This is a genomic window from Streptomyces sp. (assembly GCF_050698815.1).
Taxonomy (GTDB): domain Bacteria; phylum Actinomycetota; class Actinomycetes; order Streptomycetales; family Streptomycetaceae; genus Streptomyces.
This window is the reverse complement of record NZ_JBOHCV010000566.1, coordinates 1-7,620: the sequence shown is the minus strand read 5'-3', so window position 1 is coordinate 7,620 and position 7,620 is coordinate 1. Positions and strand designations below refer to the sequence as shown.

4 protein-coding genes and 1 pseudogene are annotated in these 7,620 nt (G+C 71.4%); 4 read left to right on the top strand and 1 reads right to left on the bottom strand.

Going from position 1 to position 7,620, the window contains the following annotated elements:
• The first annotated feature begins 53 nt into the window (after nucleotides 1-53).
• Together ACRDP3_RS20420 and ACRDP3_RS20415 are read left to right on the top strand one after the other, a co-directional pair.
• Nucleotides 54-1,535, top strand: coding sequence for a glycosyltransferase family 87 protein (locus tag ACRDP3_RS20420; protein WP_431518420.1), 1,482 nt, complete (start codon nucleotides 54-56; stop codon nucleotides 1,533-1,535).
• Between the two features lie 93 nt (nucleotides 1,536-1,628).
• The gene (locus ACRDP3_RS20415; protein ID WP_431518419.1) at nucleotides 1,629-2,942 is read left to right on the top strand and encodes an MFS transporter; all 1,314 of its coding nucleotides are present in this window, start codon (nucleotides 1,629-1,631) and stop codon (nucleotides 2,940-2,942) included.
• 36 nt (nucleotides 2,943-2,978) lie between these two features.
• On the opposite strand, the gene ACRDP3_RS20410 is transcribed toward ACRDP3_RS20415, so the two are convergent.
• Nucleotides 2,979-4,463 (bottom strand): CCA tRNA nucleotidyltransferase, encoded by a 1,485-nt coding sequence (locus ACRDP3_RS20410; protein WP_431518418.1) that lies wholly within the window; start codon nucleotides 4,461-4,463, stop codon nucleotides 2,979-2,981.
• Nucleotides 4,464-4,635: 172 nt separating this feature from the next.
• Between ACRDP3_RS20410 and ACRDP3_RS20405 the strand changes: the two genes are divergently transcribed.
• Nucleotides 4,636-7,095: a DUF6049 family protein gene (locus tag ACRDP3_RS20405; protein WP_431518417.1), complete on the top strand. Its 2,460-nt coding sequence runs from the start codon at nucleotides 4,636-4,638 to the stop codon at nucleotides 7,093-7,095.
• Between the two features lie 35 nt (nucleotides 7,096-7,130).
• Nucleotides 7,131-7,620, top strand: a pseudogene (locus ACRDP3_RS20400) (hypothetical protein); the annotation flags it as partial.

Sequence of the window (7,620 nt, the reverse complement as noted above, 5' to 3'; positions counted from 1 at the left end):
GCCCGGGACCGTACCGCTCCGGCCCGCCCCGGCCGTACGGCAGGATGTGCCCCATGACGCGTACGCACTCACCGGACCCCGACGCCGCTCCCGTAAGGCCGACCGAGCAGGACGAGGTCGCTGCCGCCGGCAGCGAGCTGCTCGGGGGCCCCGCGGGGCGGCGGGTGGCACCGGGGCCTGCCGGCTGGTGGTCGCCGGTGCGGGTGGTGGTGCTGCTCGCGGTGGGCATGTTCGCGCTGGGCATGGTGCAGAAGGTGCCCTGCTACAACGGGGCCTGGTTCTCGGGGAAGACCAGTCAATACGTACGTGCGTGCTATTCCGATATCCCGCACCTTTTCGCCGGGCGCGGCTTCGCCGACGGACTCGTGCCCTACTTCGACCGCATCCCCCACAGCGTCTCGGGCGGCATGACCTATCTCGAATATCCAGTGCTGACAGGCGCGTTCATGCAGGTCGCCGCCTGGCTGACCCCGGGCGGCGACCTCCAGCACCGCGAGCAGCTGTACTGGATGGTCAACGCCGGGATGCTGATGGCCTGCGCAGCCGTCCTCGTCGCCTGTGTCGCCCGTACGCACCGCCGCCGCCCGTGGGACGCCCTCCTAGTGGCGCTCGCGCCCGCCCTCGCGCTCACCGCGACCATCAACTGGGACCTGCTGGCCGTCGCCCTGACCGCCGCCGGAATGCTGCTGTGGGCACGCAGCCGCCCACTCGCCTCCGGTGTGCTGATCGGACTGGCGACCGCCGCCAAGCTCTACCCGGCGCTGCTGCTGGGCCCGCTCCTCGTGCTGTGCTGGCGAGCCGGGCGCCAACGGGAGTTCGGAGCGGCGCTGGGCGGCGCCGTCGTGTCCTGGCTGTGCGTCAACGTGCCGGTGATGCTGCTGGCACCGCAGGGCTGGTCCAAGTTCTACAGCTTCAGCCAGGAACGGCCCGTCGACTTCGGCTCACTCTGGCTTGTCATCTCCCAGCGCACCGGCAACCCCCTCGAGGACGCCAACCTCTACGCGATGGTGCTGATGGCGCTCGGCTGCGCCGGCATCGGCGCACTGGCCCTGTGGGCGCCGCGCCGTCCGCGCCTGGCCCAGCTCTCCTTTCTCGTGATCGCCCTCTTCGTCCTGACCAACAAGGTCTACTCACCGCAGTACGTCCTGTGGCTGATTCCGCTCGCCGCCCTGGCCCGCCCCAAATGGCGGGACTTCCTGATCTGGCAGGCGTGCGAGGTCGTGTACTTCCTCGGCATCTGGCTCTACCTCGCCTACACCGGCAGCGGCGACAAGCATCAGGGCCTGCCCCCCGAGGGCTACCAGTTGGTGATCCTGGTCCATCTGCTCGGCACGCTCTACCTGTGCGCCGTAGTGGTGCGGGACGCCCTGCGGCCGGAGCGGGACGTCGTCCGCGTGGACGGATCGGACGATCCCTCGGGCGGAGTACTGGACCGGGCACCCGATGTCTTCGCGCCGGGCCGCAGCCGGCTGCGGCACAAGCACGCCGCCCGGTTCGAGGGCACGTACGTGCGCTGGGGTACACCGACGCACTGAGCGGCCGGCCCGATGGTGCCGCTGGTTTCACGTGAAACACTCGCCTGAAACACCGGGCCGCCGGACCGGCCGCGCATGTGTGAAGCTGGGGCCATGAGCGTTGTCGGTGATCTCCGCACCCTGCTGCGCTTCCCCGACTTCCGGCGCCTGCTCACGGTGCGGCTGCTCTCCCAGCTCGCCGACGGCGTCTATCAGGTCGCACTCGCCGCCTACGTCGTCTTCTCTCCCGAGAAGGAGACCTCGCCCGCCGCCATCGCCTCCGCGATGGCCGTCCTGCTGTTGCCGTACTCGCTGCTGGGACCGTTCGCCGGCGTACTTCTCGACCGGTGGCGTCGCCGGCAGGTCCTGCTCTACGGCAATCTGCTGCGGGCCGTACTGGCCGCGGGCACTGCGGCACTGGTGCTGGCCGATGCGCCGACAACGCTCTTCTACCTCTCCGCCCTCTCCGTCACCGCCATCAACCGCTTCATCCTCGCCGGACTCTCGGCCGCACTGCCCCGGGTCGTGGACGAGGAGCGGCTGGTGATGGCCAACTCCCTCTCCCCGACCGCCGGAACCCTCGCGGCCACCGCGGGCGGCGGCCTCGCCTTCGCCGTGCGGCTCGCCGTCCCCGAGGGTGGTGGCGGGGCCAACGCGTTGATCGTGAGCGTCGGCGCGGTGCTGTACCTGGTGGCCGGGATCGCCGCGCTACGGATCGGCCGGGACCGGCTGGGCCCCGGCCCGGCGCCCGCGGCGCACCGGCTGCCGGCCGCGCTGGCCAGCACCGTCCGCGGCCTCGTCGCCGGGCTGCGGCACCTGCGCGAACGCCGCACCGCCACCTACGCGCTGGCCGCCATGACGCTGATGCGGTTCTGCTACGGCGCTCTGACGGTGATGGTCCTGATGCTGTCCCGCTACGCCTGGGGCGGCGAGGGGAACGCGGGGAAGATGGGAGGCGCCGTACAGGCCGCCGATCCGGGCGCGGGCCTGAAAGTGCTCGGGCTCGCGGTGGCCGCCTCGGGTCTCGGGTACTTCGCCGCAGCCGTCATCACACCGTGGGCTGTGGAGCTGGCCGGCCGGTTCGGGTGGCTGGCCCTGTGCGCGGCGGCGGCGGCCGTACTGGAACCCGCGCTCGGACTGACCTTCGCGCCGGTGCCGATTCTCCTCTCGGCCTTCGTCCTGGGGCTCGTCACGCAGGCATCGAAGATCACCGCCGATACGGCAGTGCAGTCCACGGTCGATGACGCTTTCCGTGGCCGGGTCTTCTCCCTCTACGACATGCTCTTCAACGTCGCCTTCGTCAGCGCAGCGGGCGTCGCCGCCCTGATACTGCCGCCGGACGGGCGCTCGGCCGTGCTGGTGGTGACCGTGGCGGTGATCTACGCGGGCGTCGCCGCCGCGATGTTTCACGTGAAACGGTCCACGTGAAACAGACCACGTGGAACAGACCACCAGAAGCGACCGCTAACTCTGAGCGGCCCACCACTCCTTGAGCGCGGCGACCGCCTCGTCGTGCTCCATCGGGCCGTGCTCCAGGCGCAGCTCCAGCAGATACTGGTACGCCTTGCCGACCAACGGGCCCGGCCGCACGCCGAGCACGTTCATGATGTCGTTGCCGTCCAGGTCCGGGCGGATGGCATCCAGTTCCTCCTGCTCCTGGAGGCGCCCGATCCGCGCCTCCAGGCCGTCGTACGCACCCGCCAGCGCACTCGCCTTCCGCTTGTTCCGCGTCGTGCAGTCCGACCGGGTCAGCAGGTGCAGCCGCGACAACAGCGGCCCCGCATCCCGTACATAGCGGCGCACCGCGGAGTCGGTCCACTCGCCCGTGCCGTAGCCGTGGAAGCGCAGATGCAGCTCCACCAGCCGGGAGACGTCCTTCACCAGCTCGTTGGAGTACTTCAGCGCCGTCATCCGCTTCCTGGTCAGCTTCGCGCCCACCACCTCGTGGTGGTGGAAGGAGACCCGGCCGTCCCGCTCGAAGCGCCGCGTCTTCGGCTTGCCGATGTCGTGCAACAGCGCGGCGAGCCGCAGCGTCAGATCCGGGCCGTCCTGCTCCAGGGCCATGGCCTGTTCCAGCACGGTCAGCGAGTGCTCGTAGACGTCCTTGTGTCGGTGGTGCTCGTCCCTTTCCAGCCGCAGCGCGGGAATCTCGGGCAGCACCCGGTCCGCCAGCCCGGTGTCCACCAGCAGCCGGATGCCCTTGCACGGGTGGGCGGAGAGCAGCAGCTTGTTCAGCTCGTCCCGCACCCGTTCGGGCGAGACGATGCCGATCCGGTCGGCCATCGACGTCATCGCGCCGATGACGTCGTCCGCGACCGTGAAGTCCAGCTGCGCGGCGAAGCGCGCCGCCCGCATCATCCGCAGCGGATCGTCGGAGAAGGACGCCTCCGGCGCCCCGGGGGTACGCAGCACCCGGCGGGCCAGATCCTCCAGGCCGCCGTGCGGGTCGATGAAGGTCTTCTCCGGCAGCGCCACCGCCATCGCGTTCACCGTGAAGTCACGGCGGACCAGGTCCTCCTCGACGGAGTCTCCGTAGGCCACCTCGGGCTTGCGCGAGGTGCGGTCGTAGGCCTCCGAGCGGTAGGTGGTGACCTCCACCTGGAAGGCGCGTGTCACGCCCTCCTCCCGTGCCGTCTTCCGGCAGCCCACCGTGCCGAAGGCGATGCCGACCTCCCACACCGCGTCGGCCCAAGGTCGCACGATGCGCAGCACGTCCGCGGGACGGGCGTCGGTGGTGAAGTCCAGGTCGTTGCCGAGCCGTCCCAGCAGTGCGTCCCGGACCGAGCCGCCGACCAGTGCCAGGCGGAAGCCGGCCTGCTGGAAACGGCGGGCGAGGTCGTCGGCGACGGGGGAAACCCGCAACAGCTCGCTCACCGCGCGGCGCTGCGCCGCGCTGAGCTGCTCGGATGCGGGTGGCGTCGGCTGGATGTCATCGTTGGCGTTCGGCACGACAGCACAGGGTACGTTGCCGCCGTGCTGCGCCGCCTCGCACCTGGTCACACCGCCGGCTGATCATGTGACGTACACCGCGGCACTTCACCCCTCGGGACATCGTTACCATCAGGGGTTCAGGAACCAGATCCACCCCCATCCATGACGACACGACGGGACGGACGAGCGCGTGGCCGAGGCGGCTGAGTACCAGGGCACTCCGACCGCTCCCGTCCGCCGTTGGCCGCGGCGCACCGCGGCCGGGCTGCTCGCCGCCGCCCCGTTGCTCGGCGGTCTCCTCCCGCTTCCCGCCGCGTCCGCGGCCTCCGCCGTGACAGCCGGGCAGGCGCCGGCCACGGCGCAGACGCAGACGCAGGCCCGGACGCAGGCCAGGACGCAGACCGGGGCGCCGGCTCAGACGCAGCAGACCGCCGGCCGTGCCGGCACCGGCTCCCGCACCGCGGGCATCTCCATCCGCACCCTCTCGCCCGCCACCCCGCAGAAGGGCGACACCCTCACCCTCACCGGCACGGTCACCAACAACGGCCGCATCCCCATCACCGACGGCCGCATCGGTCTCCGCATCGGTCCCGGCGGAGGCAGCCGCAGCGGCCTCGAGCAGGCCGCCGGGCGGACCGCGTATGTGGCCGGCGCCGACGGCACCGAGGTGCGCGGCAAGGGAGCGAAGGCCAAGACCGGCAGCATGCGGCCCGACACCCGCCGCACCTTCCGGCTCAAGGTGCCCGTCAGTGCCCTGAAGATGAGCTCGTCCGGCGTGTACCAGTTGGGTGTCACGCTGACGGGACAGACGCGGGCGCGTCCGTACGACCAGATTCTCGGCATCGAGCGCAGCTTCCTGCCCTGGCAGACCTCCGACCCGGACAAGAAGACCGGGATGACCTACCTGTGGCCGCTGATCTCCTCCGCCCACCTCACCGCGCGTACCCAGTCCGACGAACAGCAGACCGCCGTCTTCCGCAACCGTGACCTCGCCCAGGAACTCGCGCCCGGCGGGCGGCTCCAGCAGCTTGTCGCACTGGGCAAGGACCTGCCGATCACCTGGATCATCGATCCTGACCTGCTGGCCAGCGTCGAGGCGATGACCGAGCGCTACCGGGTGCAGAAGAAGGGCGGCGGCACGGTCGCGGGCAAGGGCCAGAAGTACGCGAAGCAGTGGCTCATGGACCTGCAGGACGCGGTGAAGGGTGAAGAGGTCGCCGCGCTGCCGTTCGCCGACCCGGACCTGGCCTCGCTCGCCCACCGGGGCAGGAACGTGCCGGGCGCCCTGAGCAATCTGGGCTCGGCCACCGAGCGCGGCGCCCTGACCGTGCGGAACGTGCTGCACACCGAGCCCAGCACGGAATACACCTGGCCGGTGGAGGGCGCCGTGGACTCCGGCATCGTGGACGTGGCCACCTCCGCCGGCGCCCACAACGTCATCGCCCGCAGTGACAGCCTCCGCGACACCGCCCTCTCCTACTCACCGACCGCCGCCCGCCCCATCGGCGGCGGCACCACCGCCCTGGTGGCCGACGCCGGTCTGTCCCAGGCCTTCGAGGGCGACCTGAGCCGTACCGGCGCGACATCGAAGGCCGTGCAGCGGTTCCTGGCCGAGAGCCAGACGATCAGCGCACAGGTGCCCACCAGGCAGCGCAGCGTCCTCGTCGCTCCGCAGCGGACGCCGACCGCCGCCCAGGCCCGGGCGATGGCGCTGGCGCTCAGCTCGCTGCAGAAGGACGGGCGCTGGACGGAGGGGACCGACCTCTCGGAGACGGCCGAGGCCAAGCCCGACCCCGGTGCGAACAGGCGACTGCCGAGCAGCCGCCTGTACCCGGCCTCGCTGCGCAAGCAGGAGATCCCCGCCGAGGCGTACCGACAGGTGCAGAGCACCAACGGAGTCGTGGAGGACTTCCAGGAGATCCTGACCGAGGCCGACCGCGTGGTGACGCCGTTCGGCAGCGCCATAGAGCGTGGGCTGTCCAACTCCTGGCGCGGCGACCCGGAGGCCGCCGGGAACTACCGTGCCGGGGTGCGCGCCTACCTGGTGGGGCTGACCAAGAAGGTGAGCCTGATCCAGAAGTCCCCCATCACGCTGTCGGGACGCAGCGCGACGATCCCGGTGACGGTGAAGAACAACCTGGTGCAGGGAGTCGACGGGCTGGAGCTGCGGCTGAAGTCCAGCCGCCGCATCGGCCTGGACGTCGGCAAACCGCAGCCGGTGAAGGTCGACGGCGGGCACGCCCAGTCGGTGAAGTTCGAGGCGACCGCGAAGGCCAACGGCCGCTCGAATGTGGAGGCGCAGCTCTACACGAAGGACGGCAAGCCCTACGGGAAGCCCATGGAGTTCCGGGTCAACGTCACCTCGATCACCTCGACGGTGCTGCTCGTCATCGCGGGCGGTGTGCTGCTCGTGGTGCTGGCCGGAGTCCGGATGTATGTGACGCGCAAACGCAGGAGCGGCCCGGCCTCCAGCGCGGACGGCACGGACGGCGATACGGACGAGGACGGCACCGACGAGAGCACGAACGGCGAACCGGACAGCGACCCGGACACCGGCAGGGACGGCGGCACGGGCCCGGACCCCGGCGCCCACGACACCGGCCGGGGCAGCGGGAGCGTGCCGGGCACGGGTGAGAAAGTGGACCGTTGAGTCAGCTTTGCGAGCAGGGGCAGGGGTAGCTAGCGATGAACGCGCCGCACGACGGTGACCAGGGCCGGACCCCCGCCGACAGCTCGCCGCCGCCGGAGGATCCGTACGAGCGGGGCGGGTACCCGCACGACCCGTATCCGGACCGAGACCCGGCGACCGTCCAGATCGCCGGTGCCGTCGGCCCGCGTGGCCAGGCGTCCGACGGGGAGGACGGAAGGGACCGGGACGGGCGTCCGGACGAGAGCCACGACAGCGGCGACGACCGCGGCCAGGACGTCCGTCGCGGCCCGGACGACGCCTTCGCGCACCTCTTCCGCGACCAGGGCCACCAGCAGCCCGCCACACCGCCACAGCCCCGCACCGAGAGCGCCCCCGGCCCGCAGACGTCCCCGGGCGGCGGCACCGGCGCGGCACCCTCGCAGCCGCTCCCGGAGCTGCGAAAGGGACCGGACCCGGAACCGGAGCCGAAGCCGGGCCAGGGCCCCGGCTTCGAGGCGGCGCACCCGGCATCCGCCGAGGCCACCC

Coding starts and splice junctions, on each gene's coding strand:
- ACRDP3_RS20420 (WP_431518420.1), top strand. CDS start 54: ATGACGCGTACGCACTCACCGGACCCCGACGCCGCTCCCGTAAGGCCG.
- ACRDP3_RS20415 (WP_431518419.1), top strand. CDS start 1,629: ATGAGCGTTGTCGGTGATCTCCGCACCCTGCTGCGCTTCCCCGACTTC.